The organism is Guptibacillus hwajinpoensis, assembly GCF_005144865.1.
GTDB lineage: Bacteria > Bacillota > Bacilli > Bacillales > Guptibacillaceae > Guptibacillus > Guptibacillus hwajinpoensis_A.
Window position 1 is genome coordinate 297,733 of the sequence record NZ_SWFM01000002.1, and the last position, 17,249, is coordinate 314,981.

The window sequence follows — 17,249 nt, forward strand, 5'->3', positions numbered from 1 at the left end:
TACGAAACAGGTGACAGAAATGAGGCAGGAACCATGAAGGCGACGATTTATGACGTAGCGAAGGAAGCGGGCGTGTCGATTGCAACCGTATCCAAGGTTATTAACCAGACAGGTAAAATAAGCGAAGCGACCAGAGTCAAAGTGCTTGAGACGATGAAGGGTCTCAACTATTACCCGAGCGTTGTAGCTTCTGCGCTAACTGGGAAACGAACAGAAACTCTCGGTCTACTCGTACCAGACATCTCAAATCCCTTCTTCTCTGAAATCGCTCGAACGATCGAAGACCGTGCGCACGACCGCGGTATGAGCGTGATCATGTGTAGTACAGACGACAATGCTGAGAAAGAAAAGAAATACATAGAATTACTGCAGCGGAAGCAGGTCGACGGGCTCATCGTTGCATCCGGCTTTCAGGATAAAAAGCTGCTCAATGATTTAAAAAGAAATAACATACCACTCGTCATGCTCTCACTCGATGATCCCTCACTAGATGTTACAACGGTCTCAGTCGATGACTACAAAGGTGGCTTCGAAGCAGCGTCTCACCTCCTATCGCTCGGACACCGAAACATCGCCATCATAGGTGAAGAGGTTCATAGCAGCAGAATGAGAATTCTAGGATTTAGAGATGCGTTTGAAATGTACGGTGAACAGTTCGATGAACGAAATCTTTTGAGAACTACTGCATCATTATCGAATGGATCAGAATCTGTGAAAAAGTTTCTTCAACAGGACAATCCTCCAACAGCTGTGTTTGCCTGCAACGACTTAATCGCGATCGGTGCAATTCAAGGAGCAAGGGAGCTAGCTGTTAGCGTACCAGATGATTTATCCATCATAGGATTTGATAATACGATTCTAGCTACGACTACTGTTCCTGCGCTTACGACAGTCGCGCAACCGATGGGAGACATGGGGAATAAGGTTGTAGATATATTGATTGAGGAGATTCATAGAAGAGTTGTTACAAGAGAGAGGATATTGTTTACGCCGAAGTTGATTGTAAGAGGGACGACGAAAGAGAAATAAGTAAGGGGTCAGGCACTTGCCTGGCCCCTTCTCTTTAGTAAAGCTTCAAATTCAATTATCAATTCAGTTCAAACTAATGGGGGTATCCACACCAAAGGAATTTCATTTCGAAGTGACATCACAGGATTTAATTGGTCCGAAGTTCCGACAACGCTAATTGAAATGGGCTTTATGACAAATCCAGAAGAAGATCGCAACCTCTCAAACCCTCACTACCTCCGCAATCTAATGACTAAACTAGCAGAAGGAATAGTTACTTATAGGGGTCAGGCACGTGCCTGACCCGACTTGGAATTAGCAAACAGGTTCCACAATGTTCTATCCAAATGTCATAGATAGAAAGAAGAGCCTTCCTACTCACAGTAGCTAAAAAATCCTATACCAAGATAATGAGACAGAGTACTACACGCTTCTTGCGGAAAAGAGCAAAAAATTCACTTTGGACCATTAAACGACATAATCTCACACTCATCATGTTCTTAAAAGAGAATGAAACAACGATTTAAACACCCTCCCCAGAATACAAAAATAAATAATCAGATTTTTGAAAAAATTAAGTGGATTTTCGATTAAAAATATTCTAATATTAGTAAAGTAAGTAAAATAAATGGGAAAAGAGGGATTGGTTAGGTGAATCGTTTGAAGTTAGTTCAGTGGTTGGTTATGTTATTAATCGTAGGGGGACTGCTTTTTTCACCACATTCGTACGTTATTGCGAACGAAAACGGTGATCGCATTGCAGGAGAGGATCGTTACGAAACGGCTGCTTTAATTTCAAAAAAAGGGTGGGAAAATGGAAGTAAGGTCGTTGTGATTGCTAGAGGAGATAACTTTGCGGATGCGTTAGCTGGTGCTCCACTAGCAAAAAAAGAAAAAGCGCCAATCCTTCTTTCAAAATCAAATAACGTCCCAGATGTTACAAAAAGTGAGTTGCAACGTTTAAAAACCGAAAAGGTTATCTTGCTTGGGGGAGAAGAAGCACTAACCAAAAGTGTTAAAGGCGACATTGAACGTATGGGGATTTCGGTTGAAAGAATTGGTGGAGAAGATCGATTTGAAACTTCGATAAAGATCGCTAAGCGGATTGGATCAAGTGAAACAGCCGTTATCGCGACTGGCCTTGATTTTGCAGATGCTCTCGCTATTGCTCCATATGCAGCCGAGAAACAATTTCCGATCCTATTAACTAGACCCGAGCGCCTAAACGAATCAGTTGAAGAGTATGTAGACGATTTTACAGACACAATCGTTGTTGGTGGGGTCAATGCCATCTCAACTAAAGTGGAAGAAAAGTTACCTTCTCCACTAAGGCTTGCAGGAGAAACAAGGTATGAAACAGCCGCCGCCATCATCAGTCATTTTTACGAGACGAATGATCATGTTTATGTGAGTACTGGTCGAGAATTTGCAGATGCCTTATCAGGATCATTACTGGCAGCAAACGAAGGTACAGCCGTTATGCTTGTTGCGCCAGACAAAGTTCCTGATCGAGTGAATACATTAGTTGCAGCACAAAAAGTTAGAAGTTTTGAAGTATTTGGTGGACCGCAGGCTGTAGAGGATCAAGTGGTTGAAAGTCTGAAATCATTTATTAGTGAGTATAGTGATACTGAAGGCGCGGCGACTCTATCAGAAGATGCGGTGATCATGACAGAGACCGAAGAGACTCTTCTAGAACAGGCTTTTGAAAACGCAACGATCTTTGATAATGGTACGTTTGAAATTACGGTACCTTCATCATCGAAACTAGGAGCCTATGAAGTTGGTCAGTTATTCGTCATTCCACCTGATGAAGAACACCCTACAGGATTGATGGTTCAAATTGGTGACAAAAAGAATAATGGAGACAAAACCACGCTATTGTTAGGGCAGCCTGCAATAGAGGATATGTTTGAAGAAATTAAGTTCAGTGCTGAGAAAGAGTTAACAGTAGATAACATTATAGGCATGGATCTACATGATGGAGTGACACTTCAGGCACCGGGTGGTGAACAAGTTGCAAGTTATGAGGAATTTCAGAAAGCTATGCTTCAACAAAAGAGTGCTCCTAGTACTCTAAAAGGTGATAAATTCGAATTCGGTTCTATGAAACTAGTTATGGATGCGATCCTTTATGAAAAGGAAACTGCCCATCGTGATATGGAAGTAAAGCTTAATGGCACCATGGAATTAAACGATATGGTAGGATCAACAAAAATCAAGAAATCTCGGTTCTCAGGAAAGATGAAATCGTTTGATATGAAATTTGATGCAGATCAAACCATGAAATCCGAGTTAAGTATCAATTGGGAAGGGGATATTTTCCCAGAAAATAAAAAAGATGATAAAAAGAAAATTCTAGAGGGAGTGGAGCGTAACGATATTGTCACAATAGGATCGGTTACATTCACAGTGGGAAGCATAGTCATAGGCGAAGAAGCAAGAAGTAAGGTTCCACTTGGCTTAACGGTGTTTTTTGTCACGACGCTTGATGGAGAAATAGAGTTAGTAGGTAAATTTTCATTTATTGATGAACAGTCGCATCATATGGATGTGAACTGGAAAAGCAAGAATAATAAATTTGTTGCTGTAGCGAAATCAGAGCAAATAAAGTCCGAAGCTTCTCTTGATGTAGAAGGGAAGATTGAAGCCTCTCAAGCTGCTGGATTTGATGTAGGATTATCGATTTACGGCCTTGTCCCAGCTGTCGTAGAAAACGAGATTAGACAAACGATTTTATTGGAGGGTAATGGTACGGTCGCGTTCGATTTTCTTGATAGCGATTTATCACCAGAAGTAGAAGGGTGTTTCCTAGCTGAATACAATATAGATGTTAATTCAGACTTAAAAGCAAGAATGAAAGCTTCGTTGGGATGGTGGGAATTTGGTTTCGAGTATGAAAAAGAACTCGCCCATTTTAATCTATATGAAACAGGATTCGACATGTGTATGCCTTCAGGAGCTGTTACAGGTTCTGTGAGTGATGCAGTCTCAAAAGAGAAGCTGTCTGGTGTTAAGATTACGGCTTACAAAGACGGTGAATTTTTCCGTACAACATCGTCCAAAGACGACGGATCTTATGAGCTAGATCTACAACCAGGATTCTACAAGTTGGTTTACAAGAAAAATGGATACAAGAATGAAGTTTTTAATAACGCAGAAGTAACGAGAGACGGTTTAACCTACAATCCAGAACTTAAATTAGTGTCTGACCAGCATGAAGGTCCTGGAGAAGTTAGTGGTGAAATTACCAATGCCCTAAATGGAAATCCTGTTAATGGAGCTACAATTACGTTTAGAAAAGGTGTTAATTCTAAAGATGGCGAGGTTGTTCAAACTACCTCAACAGATGAGAATGGTGAGTACAAAATCAAGCTTGATGCAGGATCCTATACAGGAACAATTACGAAAGAAGGTTATGTGGCAGCTACTTTCACCATTACTTCCTTAGGTGGATTACATTCCAAGAACCAAAATGCAACAATCACTCCTCTGTTAGCTGATGAAGAAACGCGTATCATATTATCATGGGGAGAGAACCCGTCTGACCTGGATTCACATTTAGTTGGTTCGTATGATGGGGCGGAGCTTTTTCATATTTACTATGCTGATGACTATTACAAAGATGGTGAACTTGCCGTCACATTAGATCGCGATGATACAACCTCATATGGTCCAGAAACGATCACCCTTAATCAAACTGAAGGTGGAGTTTACGAATATTTTGTTCATGATTATTCGAATCAGGGTGAGTATGGAAGTACCGCATTATCAGAATCTGATGCCAAAGTAGAAATATACAAAGGTAGCTATTTAATCAAAACATTCTATGTCCCAACAAATAAAACAGGTGTCATCTGGAAAGTCTTTAACATTGAGAATGGTCAGATCATACCGATTAACAAGGTGGAAGAAGAATACACCTCTGATAGCTCTAGTATCAACTCCCCTCCATCATTTAAAGATGGAATACAGAATAGCCTTACTCAAACAAAATAGTATATAAAGTTAGAAGCGCTCGCCCATGGTGAGCGCTTCTTTAATGAAAGAAGGGGGTCAGACCCCTCTCTGACCCCTCCCAAAACCTCTCCATTTTCGACAAAATCTCCCTATAGCGCTTACACCCATTTCTCTATATAATCTTCTTAGTGTGAAAAATTGGAAGGGTGATGAAGGAGCAGGGGGACATGCTCGGTAACGGATGTGTACTAGAAAATGAGAATGATAGGGGAAAATGAAAAGAATGAAAAAACCATTCGCTATGTTATCTACAGTAATCCTTGCAGGGACCTTGATGGGTGCTCCTGCTGCTTCAGCCAACACCCAGGACGCGTTTGCCAAAAAAGCGCAAAACATTTCGATGAACGGCTATGATGAGTTTGGATTCTATAATGAAGAGGAACCAAACGATAGTTTTGCTCAGGCGAACAAGCTACAAAATAATGATTTAGCTTCAGGTAAACTAACGAACAATGACAAAGACTATTACAAAATGGTTGTTGAGGCAGATAAAGAGGTGTTCTTGGACCTATCGGCTGGAACCCTTGAAGACATACCATCTCTAAAACTTCAAGTTGATGTTTATAACAGTTCACAGAAAAAGATGACGCCTGACTATACAGATAAAGACGGTGGATTCTACGCTGGGTTTGAAGCACTTGCACCCGGAACCTATTATTTCGTAGTATCTGATACAGCGAATATAAACAAGGGCGTTGAGTACTTCTTCTCAGCATCTGTCTATACTGGTGAACCAGAAATTACTCGTATCGAAGGCGCAGACCGCTACGAAACAGCAGTCGAAATCGCGAAAGAAGGCTTTGAAGAAGGCAATACACCTGAAGTTGTTCTCGCAACAGGACTAGATTTCCCTGACGCCCTTGCAGGAGCACCTCTTGCTTATCAAAAGGATGCACCAATTCTATTAACGAAAACAAAATCAATTCCTGACTCTGTGAAAAAGGCGTTAACTTACTTCGGCGTTGAACATGTAACCATTCTTGGTGGACAAACGGCTGTATCGAAAGACGTTGAAAATCAACTTAAGAAAATGAACATCACATTCGAGCGAATCGCTGGAGCGAATCGCTATGATACAGCAGCAAAAATTGCTGGTGAACTCGATCCTTATTTCAGTGACACAGCCTTCGTCACATACGGTGGCAATTTCCCTGATGCTTTGTCCGTTGCGTCTATTGCTGCTTTCCAAGGTAGCCCAATTCTACTAACAAAAACAAAAGAGCTTCCTGCTGAAACAGCGAAAGCACTTAAGAACTACAACGATACGTATGCAATCGGTGGAACATCCGTTATTAGTGATGCTGTTTACAAGAAACTTCCGAACCGAAAGCGTATTGCAGGATCGGATCGCTATGAAACATCCGTTCAGGTGATTAAGCAGCTTGACGTTCCGGTCGACTTTGCAACGCTTGCGACAGGACAAGGCTTTGCTGACGCCTTAACTGGTTCAGTACTTGCTGCGAATCGCTTTGAGCCAGTCGTATTAACGAAGAAAGACAGCCTGCCTATTCCAGTAGCGAACCTTTTCCAAGATAAAGAAACGATGTTCTACACCATTCTTGGTGGCAAAAGTGCCGTTGGTCAAGGCGTAGAAGACGATATTAAGATGTTATTTGAATAAATAGCTTTGGGGATCAGACGTATGTCTGATCCTTTACTCTATTATACTTAAGGGTCGAGTAGAATGAAAAAACAATTGGGATATTTTCTATAGCATTTTGAAGATCTAAAGCAATACTTATGTAATTGTTGGAACCGTAGTGCCACAAACAAATAATATCGGACTTTTAATAGGAGGAAAATAAAATGAAAAAATGGATTATCTGGGCAGTTATCTTTTACGTACATGCATTATTAATATTTTACAAAGGAATCGATTCAGCTATGTCATATATGGATGACCCATCTTCTTATGTTGACGCTAGTAGATATGCTTTAATGAATATAGACACTAACTACCTCATTGCTTATTGGGTAGTAGGGGCAGCATTTGTTGTTGGCGGTACTATGTTTATAGTTACTGGTGCTATTATAAAAACGATTAAAGAAAACAGAGTAATAGATCAGTCTATTTCAAAAGTAGCATAATACAAAAATTAGGGAATTAAATTAATGAGGATCAGATACGTTAAATCACAAATGTTTTGGCTGTCCCTGCAGGGCAATTTATAGTAGGTAAAGTAAAAACGAAGGCTATCAATATGATCGATGAGACTCTAACGCCAGATTAAAAGCTCAAGTATTTAAGAATGAGCTAAATACTTTCTCTATATTTTGTAAATCGAATGAGTTTGAAGATACACAACCATAAAGGAAAAAGGGATCAGACACGAGTCTGAGCCTTTTTTCCTTTTATTTCCCAATTTCCCTAGAATCCTCCCATCTCTCTTGTTATACTCATTCAGGTGCACCAAACCGAACATACAAAATACCGGGGGGAAAACACACATGAAGAAAGCAATGGGGATTGTCACATCTGTGTTACTAGCGGGGAGCTTACTAGGTAACACAGCTTCTGCAGCAACAGAGACCAACGCACAGGAAAACATGAATGCCGAAGCGCCTGCAGAACTTCAAGGATTTATCGGAGAAGAGGAACCGAACAACGCATTCAATGATGCCAATCAAACTGGGATCGATTACATCGCAGCTGGTACGTTAACGGATAACGATCAAGATGTTTACAAACTAGAAGTAAAAGAAGGCCATCGATTTGATTTTGTAGCTGCAACTGATGAATACGAACCAACACTACAGCTGCAAGTTGACGTCTATAACAGCAGCTTCGAGAAAATCACACCAGATAGCGAAGAAAATATCACAAAATACAAAGGAAGCTTCGATCACCTTGAGGCGGGAACTTACTACTTCGTTGTTTCCGACCTTCTAAATGAAGACAATGGTGAGCCGTATTATTTCGCTACCTTTGGTGAGGGAATGTTTTTCTACGAGCGCCATTTCGGCTTCAATCGCTATGATACAGCCGTTGAAATCGCGAAAGAAACGTTCAGAAAGAATGAAGCGCCACACGTTGTACTCGCTACGGGTACAGATTTCCCGGACGCTCTTGCTGGGGCACCACTTGCTTACGCAAAAGATGCACCGATTCTATTAACGAAAACAAATGAAATTCCTGACGACGTGCTCGATGCATTCAACTACTTCGGTGTAGAAGAAGTCACCATCATCGGCGGAACAAGCGCTGTATCCGAAAGAGTTGAAACGACGTTAGAAAAAGACCTTTCTATCAGCGTCACTCGGATCGCAGGCGATGACCGCTATGAAACAGCCGCAAACATCGCAGCGGAGCTTGGAAACACAGGAAGCAATACAGCTTATGTTACGTATGGCGGCAATTATCCGGATGCCTTATCCGTTGCATCTATTGCCGCGATGGAAGGTAGCCCAATTCTATTAACGCGATCAAACGACATTCCAGAAGAAACTAGCAATGCGTTAAAAAACTATGACAACTCCTACGCAATCGGTGGTCCAGCTGTCATCTCAAACAACGTCGTCTCAGATCTTCCAAACGGAAACCGCATCGCAGGGGATAATCGCTACGAAACGTCTGTTAATGTTGCAAAAGAACTCGGCGTCCGCCTTCAATCTGTTAATCTAGCAACAGGACAAGGCTTCGCTGACGCCCTTGCAGGTTCCGTTCATGCGGCATATAACGAAGAGCCAGTCATCCTAACAAGACCAGACAGACTATCAACGCCTGCAAAGCAGCTGCTAGAAGACAATGGAACAAATACATTTACGATTTTCGGTGGACCGAATGCGGTGGATACGCAAGTAGAAGATGAGATTATTTCTCTGTTTGTTAAATAAGAAAAGAAACGCAATAACGCAATGATCACCTTGTAGAGAAACCTAGTGTTTCTCTACATTTTTTTATATCTAAAATTCTTACGTACATACCGATGGTATTCATCACCTAACGTGTTATCAATAATTCCCTTGGCAGAAGTGACTAAATTATATTAATAAAACATTAAAGCAAAATTCTTTCCAATCCCAAAAACGAACAATTAATTCTTAATGACGAACAAACCAATGCATACAGCTATAATTTGAAAAATATAGAAAATTATTTAACGAAAGTAGTTCCAATTTATTCTATATCTGTATATAATTTATTTGGGATAATATTACTATAGGAGGCGGTTTAGTTTTGAAGGGAACGTACATGACTCCAGAAGAGATTGCCTGGAGAAAACAGAGAAATAGAAGTCTAGGATATTTATTAGTACCAGTATTTGCGATCTTCCTTGGAGCAATTATAAGCATTATTGCAAATTAAACGTACTAAACGAGTTAAGGTTTTTTGTTATTAATATCTACGCTACTTAAAACAAGTATTAGTAACAAATAGAAGACGGACAGCACATACGCTGTCCGTCTTTTCTTTCTATATTAAATCAACTAACCATTCTCATTACCAGTTTAGCCCAACCAAATACTGCAATCCAGAGAGGAATACTTAGTGAGACGCCCCATACCATACCTTTAGCGAAGTTGCCTTCTTCATGGTATTGCATAACCTCAACCCCTTTTAGAAAACCTTAGCTTACCGCCAGTTCTTAGCGAAAGCTTTAGATTTTCTTATACTTTAAACAAACAGAAATGAAATTCTATAACGTACGAAGAAATTCATCCAGTTGAAGCAGGGTGACTTTCCTCTATTATAATTGATAGAGCTATCAAACGCTGTCGTTCTATGGAAAAGAAACCGGCTTGTTTTGCTAATTCTTGAATCTCTTATTCTATGATTGAGTATACCCATAATAGGGTAAGGTTATACCAAATGAGCACATCGATCGGTTGAGGCCATCATAGTCATTCTTATTCTATTAAGCATACTTTACTGATAATTTACAAAATTTTTATGGTAATTATTTGAATAGAGTGATACAATCTCAAAAAATAGTTTACTAGAAATAAAACGGAGGATTCGGAATGAAAGGGCTAGAGAAACAGAACCCTATGTGGGGTGAGCTGCAGGAATTTGTGCAGCAGGTCGAAAGAGAACAGAAGCAGGCGGGCGAAGCGAAACCATACATTGAACAGATTCGAAGCATTTTATCGAAGAACATGGGAATGGCATCCAACCTGAAAACAGACTAAAAAGAAGGGCTTTTCCACTGTGGAAGAGCCCTTCTTTCCGTTCAACTAATCTCGAAATAATTCTTTAACTTCTGCGTATTTGACTGTCTCTCTTAATCAGGCGCGATATAATACCAGAGGTTGACGATCATCTCACAACGCCCCTTAACTTCAAAGGTTTCCATATCTTAATAACCATAAAGTAATATAAGTAGCTTATACAAAGCACATTCAATCAACTCTTTTTGTCAATCTACTATCTTTATAAAACAAATATCCAATATTTGAGATTTCCCCTCCCAAATATTGAAAAATATGTTAGTATAAAATAAAGTGTTGTTCTTTAAATAGAACAAACCCTGTTGTTATCGTGAATAATACATCTTTTAAAGTAGAATATGAACTTACTAGTTAATGTTTCGACAAGACACAAACCATTCAGGAAAGGGGATTTGCACATGATTGATATTCACAGTCATATCCTCCCCGGGATTGACGATGGTGCATCAACGATTGAAGAGAGTATTGAAATGGCAAAGCAGGCAGTGAGCGAGGGGATTACGAAAGTAGTAGCTACTCCGCATCATCGTAATGGAAGCTTTGATAATGAAAAGAAAGTGATCTTGCAGGAAGTAGCCATTCTTAATAAAGAGTTTGAGAGAGAAAAAATAGACCTCAAGGTGATTCCAGGCCAAGAAATTAGAATATATGGTGATATGATTGATGATTATGGACGAGGGAAACTGTTATCAATAAACGAAACAGGAACCTATCTATTGATCGAATTTCCACAAAGTCACGTTCCTGCATATGCAAATAAACTCTTATTTGATCTGCAAATAAGTGGATTAATTCCAATCATTGTTCACCCTGAACGTAACCAAGAATTCATAGAGAACCCAAAACGACTTTACCAAATTGTCAAAGAAGGTTCACTATGTCAGTTAACAGCTTCTGCGGTAACAGGACAGATGGGGAAGAAAGTGAAGCAATTCTCTCATGAGATAATCACACATAACCTCGCTCACTTTATCGCTTCTGATTCGCATAATGTAAAAACACGACCATGTGATCTAAGAAAAGCGCTAGACACAGTGGAAAATAAGTTTGGTTTGTCTATGAGGTATATGATGCAAGAGAACGCAGAATTTCTAATCGAGGGAAAAGTGGTTCAAAAGGAACCACCTCAGAGAATTCATAAAAAGAAGAGATTAGGAATCTTTTAAAAAAAGAGGCAGCTCCAGTTTAACTGGAACTGCCTTAAATAATTAACTTAATTCAAGATGATCTTTCAGCTTTTGCGTAATGTTTTGCTTCTCTTCATCCGAAACAATGTAATACCACAGACCATCAATCATTTCACCATGTCCTTGAACTTCAAATGTTGTCATGTTCTGACGAGCGTCACGATAGTTTTTGAAAATATCATTCATTTCTTCAAATGTCATGTTTGTTTTCACATTGGTTCCAACAGCATTCAGCAAGTCACCAATCTTATTAATGCTACCTACACTTGCACCTTCGTTAATAATTGACTTAATAATTTCACGCTGACGATCATTGCGGCCTAGATCACCCTTAGGATCTTCATAGCGCATTCTAGAGAAAGCGAGTGCTTCTTCAGCGTTCAATTCAATTTCACCTTTAGGAAATGTATATCCACCATATTGAAAAGCAAACGGATTATCGACGGTTACGCCATTAAGAGCTGAGACAACATCTTCGAATGCTTCCATGTTAACTTTGAAATAGTAATCAATGGGAACGTCAAGGAAGTTCTCGACAGTATCCATTGTCATTTCAATCCCGCCATATGCATAAGCGTGATTCATTTTCTCAACCGTTCCACGACCAATAATTTCTGTGCGAGTATCACGTGGAATGTTAAACATGTACATTGAATTGTCCTGTGGATTTAACGTAATCATAATCATTGTATCCGAACGACCCTGGTCATTCTTTCGCTCATCCACACCCATCAGGAGAATAGAAATAGGGTCTTTCTTTTGCATATCTACTTGTTCCGTTCGTTTCTCAGATGTTTCTCTACTAATAGGTTCGTGCATCTCGCCAGCTGTATCCTTCACTGAATCATATAGATAATACGCATAACCGCCACCAGCAACGAGAACAACACCCGCAATTATTCCTACAATCAGTAAAAACTTCTTCATTCTCTCATTCCAGCTTTCTATCAAGAATTGTCTTGCAATTTTTCTATCGAAATTCTAACCTTTATTATAAGTCGAACTATTTTGTAAAGTAAATACCTTCCAGAAAAAGTTTGTGAAAGAGCGTCAATCTCAAGTGCTACTGCCAATTGTTTATGACAAACTAGACAAAAATCACAAAGCTTACAATATCTTAACAATAATATGCTAATCTATTAGAATAATCCAACATAGAAGGAAGGCAAGAAGATGATCGATATACACTCTCATATCCTACCCGGAATCGATGATGGAGCGAAGACAGTAGAAGATAGTCTTGCTATGGCAAGGCAAGCTTATGATCAGGGCATTACGAAGATCGTTGCCACACCACACCATAAAAATGGAACGTTCGAAAATGAACGTCGCATCATACTGGCAGAAGTAGAACGATTAAATGAAAAGCTCAAAGAAGAGAGCATACATATTGAAGTTTTACCTGGTCAGGAAAATCGTATTTATGGTGAGTTAGTAGAAGACTTGAGTGGCGAAGAGTTGCTTACAGTGAATAGAAATGGGAACTACATGCTAATTGAATTTCCATCAAGCCATTTACCGCGCTATGCAAACAAATTATTATTTGATCTTCAAGTGAATGGTATCATTCCGATTATTGTCCACCCTGAACGTAATCGTGAAATCATGGAAAATCCTGAGCGTCTTTATAACCTTGTAAAAGAGGGAGCACTGAGTCAGTTAACAGGCAAAAGTGTAACAGGAGAGATGGGGAAAAAGATTCAAAAATTCTCATTTGACCTTATCCAATCCAACCTTACGCATTTTATTGCTTCTGATGCTCACAACACGACAAATAGGCCTTTTGACCTTGGTGACGCAATGGGGACAGTTGAACGTGAATTCGGCATTTCGACAAGGTATATGCTGCAGGAAAACGCTGAAGATATGATTGTAGGTAAGATGGTTGCAAAAGAAATTCCTGAGAAAATTAGAAGGAAAAAGATACTAGGATTATTTTAAAATAAGGAGGGGGTTACTTCATTACTAAATGCAATTAGAATAAACTTAATAAAAAACATTTCGTCAATAAAAGTAAGAAATTCTACTGTGTAAGCACTTTCTTCTACAATAATCGACAAAATAAAACATGACTTTTATACCATTACTAAAGTCATGTGGATAAACATGAAAAAAAAGGCTAATTTTAACTGATTTTCTGTGTTATAGTGAAATCTGTATTCAGAATAGTTACGTATTAAAAATATTATGAGCTTGTTGGAGGCATTTATGGAAGAAACAATTAGTTTAAAGGAAATTTTCGAAGTACTCAAAAAACGCTTATCTCTTATTCTACTAATTACACTACTCGCTACAGCAACCAGCGGTGTTGTCTCTTATTTCTTACTTACCCCAATTTATGAAACTCAAACCCAAATTCTTGTGAATCAAAAAACAGATAAAGATAGTGCCATTGATTATAACCAGGTAAATAGAGATGTAGCACTTATTAATACCTATAGTGTCATTATTAAAAGTCCTACTATTCTTGATGAAGTAAAAGAAAGTTTATCACTTGATATGACGACTAACACACTAAACAATAAGATATCTGTAAGCAATGCACAAAATTCGCAAGTTGTACTGATTTCAGTAACAGATCCGGATCCAAAGCTTGCTGTGAAGATTGCGAATACAACTGCAACAGTATTTGAGAAAGAGATTAGTAACATTATGAATGTCGATAACGTTAGTATTCTTTCAAAAGCTGGATTTGAAGGAACACCAGCTCCTGTAAATCCTAACCCCGTGCTTAACATGGCTATTGCATTAATTATAGGCTTAATGGTGGGTGTAGGACTTGCTTTCTTACTTGAATACCTTGATAACACGATTAAAGATGAAAACGATATTGAAAAGCTGCTTGGTCTTCCTGTACTAGGAACAATTGCAGTCATTGAGGATAAAGAAGTAGGTTCTTCGAAAGGGAATGCAAAAAAGTCAGTAAGAGGTGAGACGGTTGAGTCGTAAAAATCGAAAGTCTGTACACGTTGATAAAGAAAGAAGTCTATTAACCCACCAAAATCCGAAATCACCAATTGCTGAGCAATACCGAACAATCAGAACTAACATTCAGTTTGCTTCCGTAGAAGAAGAAATCCGCACGATTATGGTGACTTCTTCAGGCCCAATGGAAGGGAAATCTACGACTATTGCGAACCTTGGAGTTGTTCTTGCTCAACAAGGTAAGAGCGTTCTAATTATCGATGCGGATTTACGGAAGCCAACGGTTCATTACACGTTCAGAACGATGAATACTAGAGGGATCACTAATGTCCTCACCCGTCAGGCTGAGTTAGTAGAGGTGACGCAGGAAACGGAAGTGCCGAATCTTAACGTTTTAACAAGTGGTCCAATTCCCCCCAATCCATCTGAACTTCTTGGTTCAAAAGGGATGGATAATTTAATAGAAGAAGCACTAATTCATTATGACATTATATTATTCGACTGTCCTCCAATTCTTGCAGTGGCAGATTCGCAAATTGTTGCGAATAAAGTGCAGGGAACTGTGCTTGTTGTGAGTAGTGGAACGACGGATAAAGAAGCTGCGGTGAAGGCGAAAGAGCGGTTGGAAAGTGTGAATAGTAAGTTACTTGGGGTCGTACTAAATAGGAAGAAGATGAAGGATGGAAGTTATTACTATTACTATGCCCAGAAGTAGATAGAAAAGCATTTCTCTTTTGAAGTGGTTATTTAGAACCAAACCACAATAATAGACACGCGGGAAAAGACGTTTTTATGGGATTGTTATTTAAAGGGGGAGTGGTTATATGAAGGGAACGGATCAGTTACCAAAGTCGATTCGAAAAGCCATTCGATATATTAAGCAAGATGCACCCGATCAGAAACTACTTGAGATACAAGGGCTACTAAACAGATCGATTGAAGAGCGAATGACGAAATCTGAAATGAGGTGCAAGTAAATGTCCTATCATAAGCGGTTATCGTATCTAATCGTGATTGATTCGTGCATTGTCGCTTTTGCGATTTTCATTAGTAGCTTTCTTTTGAACTATGCTGATTTTCTTTCGTCCAAACCGATTATTGCTAGCTCGATTGTTCTTCTATTAGGTCATCATTTCTTTTCTTACTATTACAAGCTATACAAGCGAGCATGGCAATATGCAAGTATCGGGGAACTTGTTGTTATTTTTAAAGTCGTCACATTCTCCGTCATTCTTGCCGCATTAGCACAGTTCATACTGCTTCAGGATATTTACTTCAGAGCACTCTCTATTACGTGGATGATTCATATGTTACTCATCGGAGGATCTCGCTTTGCCTGGCGGATGTTCCGTGATACGTATATGAATACGAAGAATAAAAAGAAACGTGTGCTAGTTGTTGGTGCTGGATCAGCAGGTATGATGATTGTTCGTCAATTAAGGCAGAGTGTCGATTCTGACTTGAATCCAATCGGATTTATTGATGATGACATTCGAAAGCAGAATTTAGAAATCATGGGCGTTCCTGTTCTTGGGCCAACGGAAGACATTGTGGAACAAGTCAAGCAACTCGAAATTGATACCATCGTCATTGCGATTCCATCTCTTTCAAAATCCGAGATGAAGCGAATCTATGAGGAATGTTCTAAGACAAATGCAAAGACGCAAATCATCCCAATGATTGAAGACTTAATGACAGGTAAAGTATCGATTAATAGTTTCCGAGATGTGAAAGTAGAAGATCTACTAGGTCGTGAACCGATTAAATTGGATACAGAAAACATCGCCGAAACGCTCACTGGGAAAACAGTGCTCGTTACAGGTGCTGGAGGCTCCATCGGTTCTGAAATCTGTCGCCAGGTTTCGAAATTCAATCCAGATCAAGTTGTGTTACTCGGTCATGGTGAGAACAGCATTTATACGATTGAAATGGAACTTCGAAATACATACGGAGATACCATTACCTTCATACCAGTCATAGCTGATGTGCAAGATCGTGAACGACTTGGTGAAGTGATGAAACTACATCGTCCAAATGTTGTGTATCATGCAGCAGCGCATAAGCACGTCCCTTTAATGGAAGCAAACCCGCATGAGTCAGTGAAAAATAATGTTATTGGCACCAAAAACGTGGCAGAAGCAGCGAGTGATGCAGATGTTGATACGTTCGTGATGGTATCAACCGATAAAGCCGTTAATCCTACAAGCGTCATGGGCGCAACGAAGCGTCTTGCGGAAATGATTGTCCAACAGATGGACAAGATCAGCGCAACACGATTTGTAGCCGTACGTTTTGGTAACGTACTTGGAAGTCGTGGTAGTGTCATACCACTCTTTAAGAAGCAAATTCAAAAGGGGGGTCCGGTTACGGTAACGCATCCAGATATGGTTCGTTACTTTATGACAATTCCGGAAGCATCGAGACTTGTGATTCAAGCTGGCGCCATGGCAAGAGGCGGAGAAATTTTCGTTCTTGATATGGGTGAGCCGGTTAAGATTGTGGATCTTGCGGAAAACCTCATTAAATTGTCCGGTTACTCCGTTGATGAAATTGGGATTAAGTTTGCTGGTGTGAGACCTGGTGAGAAATTGTATGAAGAGCTTCTTGGTAAGGATGAGGTTCATGATGAGCAGATTTATCCGAAGATTTATGTTGGGAAGTCGGTTATTGCGGATTTGAGTGTTGTGATGGATTTTGTTGGTCGGTTTGAGGATATGGATAAGTTGGGTGTTAGAGAGAGGGCTTTGGATATTGCACATAATCGGATCAACTCTAGTAAAGAGTTGTTGTATGCGAAGTAAACTACTTTTACTGATTTTTAACTAGTTATTATATGTAGGTGTTAAGTACATTCAGATCGTGTACTTAACACTTATAAGAATGAGGAGTTAAGTGTGTAAGTTAAAGATAGAGAAAATAGTGAGGTACTTGGTTAGTTGC

Annotated in this window: 15 protein-coding genes; 14 read left to right on the forward strand and 1 reads right to left on the reverse strand. The window is 39.6% G+C overall.

The features are described from left to right. The first annotated feature begins 33 nt into the window (after positions 1-33). The 9 genes from FBF83_RS08845 to FBF83_RS08875 all read left to right on the forward strand — a co-directional run bounded on the left by FBF83_RS08845 (position 34) and on the right by FBF83_RS08875 (position 11,363). Positions 34-1,029 carry a LacI family DNA-binding transcriptional regulator gene (locus FBF83_RS08845; RefSeq protein WP_136946792.1) on the forward strand — a complete coding sequence of 332 codons (996 nt, stop codon included), beginning with the start codon at positions 34-36 and terminating at the stop codon, positions 1,027-1,029. A 57-nt stretch (positions 1,030-1,086) separates the two neighbouring features. Then, positions 1,087-1,311, forward strand: a complete 225-nt coding sequence (locus FBF83_RS21425; RefSeq protein WP_420875128.1) for an N-acetylmuramoyl-L-alanine amidase — start codon at positions 1,087-1,089, stop codon at positions 1,309-1,311. Between the two features lie 357 nt (positions 1,312-1,668). Then, positions 1,669-5,007 (forward strand): cell wall-binding repeat-containing protein, encoded by a 3,339-nt coding sequence (locus FBF83_RS08855; RefSeq protein ID WP_136946793.1) that lies wholly within the window; start codon positions 1,669-1,671, stop codon positions 5,005-5,007. Between the two features lie 244 nt (positions 5,008-5,251). Next, positions 5,252-6,649, forward strand: coding sequence for a cell wall-binding repeat-containing protein (locus FBF83_RS08860; RefSeq protein WP_205665313.1), 1,398 nt, complete (start codon positions 5,252-5,254; stop codon positions 6,647-6,649). A 185-nt stretch (positions 6,650-6,834) separates the two neighbouring features. Then, complete coding sequence (locus tag FBF83_RS08865; protein ID WP_136946795.1) at positions 6,835-7,116, forward strand: hypothetical protein; 282 nt, start codon at positions 6,835-6,837, stop codon at positions 7,114-7,116. A gap of 360 nt (positions 7,117-7,476) precedes the next feature. Then, complete coding sequence (locus FBF83_RS08870) at positions 7,477-8,862, forward strand: cell wall-binding repeat-containing protein (RefSeq protein ID WP_136946796.1); 1,386 nt, start codon at positions 7,477-7,479, stop codon at positions 8,860-8,862. A gap of 343 nt (positions 8,863-9,205) precedes the next feature. Continuing rightward, on the forward strand, positions 9,206-9,334 hold the full coding sequence (locus FBF83_RS21270) for a hypothetical protein (RefSeq protein WP_255435969.1): 129 nt from the start codon (positions 9,206-9,208) through the stop codon (positions 9,332-9,334). A gap of 656 nt (positions 9,335-9,990) precedes the next feature. Beyond that, a complete protein-coding gene (locus FBF83_RS20800) occupies positions 9,991-10,158 on the forward strand; it encodes a hypothetical protein (RefSeq protein WP_169525284.1) in 168 nt (55 codons plus the stop codon). Between the two features lie 437 nt (positions 10,159-10,595). Next, positions 10,596-11,363 (forward strand): tyrosine-protein phosphatase, encoded by a 768-nt coding sequence (locus FBF83_RS08875; protein ID WP_136946797.1) that lies wholly within the window; start codon positions 10,596-10,598, stop codon positions 11,361-11,363. Between the two features lie 42 nt (positions 11,364-11,405). Here the strand turns inward: FBF83_RS08875 and FBF83_RS08880 are convergent, their stop codons facing one another. Continuing rightward, positions 11,406-12,311, reverse strand: coding sequence for a LytR family transcriptional regulator (locus FBF83_RS08880; protein ID WP_136946798.1), 906 nt, complete (start codon positions 12,309-12,311; stop codon positions 11,406-11,408). A 246-nt stretch (positions 12,312-12,557) separates the two neighbouring features. Between FBF83_RS08880 and FBF83_RS08885 the strand changes: the two genes are divergently transcribed. The 5 genes from FBF83_RS08885 (at position 12,558) to FBF83_RS08900 (ending at position 17,110) form a co-directional block, all read left to right on the forward strand. Further along, positions 12,558-13,325, forward strand: coding sequence for a tyrosine-protein phosphatase (locus tag FBF83_RS08885; RefSeq protein ID WP_136946799.1), 768 nt, complete (start codon positions 12,558-12,560; stop codon positions 13,323-13,325). Positions 13,326-13,592: 267 nt separating this feature from the next. After that, complete coding sequence (locus FBF83_RS08890; RefSeq protein ID WP_136946800.1) at positions 13,593-14,333, forward strand: YveK family protein; 741 nt, start codon at positions 13,593-13,595, stop codon at positions 14,331-14,333. Beyond that, on the forward strand, positions 14,323-15,024 hold the full coding sequence (locus FBF83_RS08895) for a CpsD/CapB family tyrosine-protein kinase (protein WP_240688038.1): 702 nt from the start codon (positions 14,323-14,325) through the stop codon (positions 15,022-15,024). The genes FBF83_RS08890 and FBF83_RS08895 overlap by 11 nt, the downstream gene beginning before the upstream one ends. A gap of 109 nt (positions 15,025-15,133) precedes the next feature. Then, a complete protein-coding gene (locus FBF83_RS20805) occupies positions 15,134-15,286 on the forward strand; it encodes a hypothetical protein (protein WP_169525286.1) in 153 nt (50 codons plus the stop codon). Next, a complete protein-coding gene (locus tag FBF83_RS08900) occupies positions 15,287-17,110 on the forward strand; it encodes a polysaccharide biosynthesis protein (protein ID WP_136946802.1) in 1,824 nt (607 codons plus the stop codon). Positions 17,111-17,249 lie beyond the last annotated feature (139 nt).

What these genes read in the sequence shown, in the direction of transcription:
- FBF83_RS08845 (WP_136946792.1), top strand. Translation starts at nt 34, where the DNA reads ATGAAGGCGACGATTTATGACGTAGCGAAGGAAGCGGGCGTGTCGATT.
- FBF83_RS08860 (WP_205665313.1), top strand. Translation starts at nt 5,252, where the DNA reads ATGAAAAAACCATTCGCTATGTTATCTACAGTAATCCTTGCAGGGACC.
- FBF83_RS08865 (WP_136946795.1), top strand. Translation starts at nt 6,835, where the DNA reads ATGAAAAAATGGATTATCTGGGCAGTTATCTTTTACGTACATGCATTA.
- FBF83_RS08870 (WP_136946796.1), top strand. Translation starts at nt 7,477, where the DNA reads ATGAAGAAAGCAATGGGGATTGTCACATCTGTGTTACTAGCGGGGAGC.
- FBF83_RS20800 (WP_169525284.1), top strand. Translation starts at nt 9,991, where the DNA reads ATGAAAGGGCTAGAGAAACAGAACCCTATGTGGGGTGAGCTGCAGGAA.
- FBF83_RS08875 (WP_136946797.1), top strand. Translation starts at nt 10,596, where the DNA reads ATGATTGATATTCACAGTCATATCCTCCCCGGGATTGACGATGGTGCA.
- FBF83_RS08880 (WP_136946798.1), bottom strand. Translation starts at nt 12,311, where the DNA reads ATGAAGAAGTTTTTACTGATTGTAGGAATAATTGCGGGTGTTGTTCTC.
- FBF83_RS08885 (WP_136946799.1), top strand. Translation starts at nt 12,558, where the DNA reads ATGATCGATATACACTCTCATATCCTACCCGGAATCGATGATGGAGCG.
- FBF83_RS08890 (WP_136946800.1), top strand. Translation starts at nt 13,593, where the DNA reads ATGGAAGAAACAATTAGTTTAAAGGAAATTTTCGAAGTACTCAAAAAA.
- FBF83_RS20805 (WP_169525286.1), top strand. Translation starts at nt 15,134, where the DNA reads ATGAAGGGAACGGATCAGTTACCAAAGTCGATTCGAAAAGCCATTCGA.
- FBF83_RS08900 (WP_136946802.1), top strand. Translation starts at nt 15,287, where the DNA reads ATGTCCTATCATAAGCGGTTATCGTATCTAATCGTGATTGATTCGTGC.